Here is an 895-nt window from a genome sequence, read left to right as displayed (position 1 = left end):
CGCGGCCCTCAGCGCGACCATCAACGCCGTCCTGTCCGGCAACTTGCCGGCCATACAGATCAGCCTGAGCGGATTGAATGCGGCGTTCCAGGCCGCCCTCAACGCCGCTTTGAGCGGCGCCCCAGCCTTCCAAGCGGCGCTGACCGCGCTGATCAACGCCAGCCAAAACTTCGCCGCGAGCTTCAGCGCGGCGCTGCCCAACATCGCCGCTCAGTTGTCGGCCAGTTTGGGCATTAGCCTGCCCGCCCTGAGCGCGGCCCTCAGCGCGACCATCAACGCCGTCCTGTCCGGCAACTTGCCGGCCATACAGATCAGCCTGAGCGGATTGAATGCGGCCTTGCAGGCCGCCCTCAACGCCGCTTTGAGCGGCGCCCCAGCCTTCCAAGCGGCGCTGACCGCGCTGATCAACGCCAGCCAAAACTTTGCCGCCAGCTTCAGCGCGGCGCTGCCCGGCCTGGCCGCCCAACTCAATGCCGCGCTCTCGGGGGCCTTCGGGGCCACCCTGCCCGCCCTCAGCGCCGCCTTCAACGCCACCCTCAACGCCATCCTGTCCGGCAGCCTGCCCGCCTTCCAAGCCAGCCTGAGCGGATTGAACGCCGCCTTCCAGGCCGCCCTCAACGCCGCTTTGAGCGGCGCCCCAGCCTTCCAAGCGGCGCTAACCGCGCTGATCAACGCCAGCCAAAACCTCGCCGCCAGCTTCAGCGCGGCGCTGCCCAACATCGCCGCTCAGTTGTCGGCCAGTTTGGGCATTAGCCTGCCCGCCCTGAGCGCGGCCCTCAGCGCGACCATCAACGCCGTCCTGTCCGGCAACTTGCCGGCCATACAGATCAGCCTGAGCGGATTGAATGCGGCGTTCCAGGCCGCCCTCAACGCCGCTTTGAGCGGCGCCCCAGCC

The 895-nt window shown here is 68.5% G+C and carries 1 protein-coding gene; it reads left to right on the top strand.

Translation table 11 applies throughout. The annotated features are described in order from the left end of the window. A partial coding sequence (locus MSIMFI_RS26910) for a hypothetical protein (RefSeq protein ID WP_396820597.1) occupies positions 1-895 on the top strand: 895 nt, incomplete at both ends.

Source organism: Mycobacterium simulans (assembly GCF_900232995.1).
Taxonomy (GTDB): Bacteria; Actinomycetota; Actinomycetes; order Mycobacteriales; family Mycobacteriaceae; genus Mycobacterium; species Mycobacterium simulans.
Note: the sequence above shows the minus strand (reverse complement) of the source record. Positions and strands in the feature narration are given on the sequence as shown.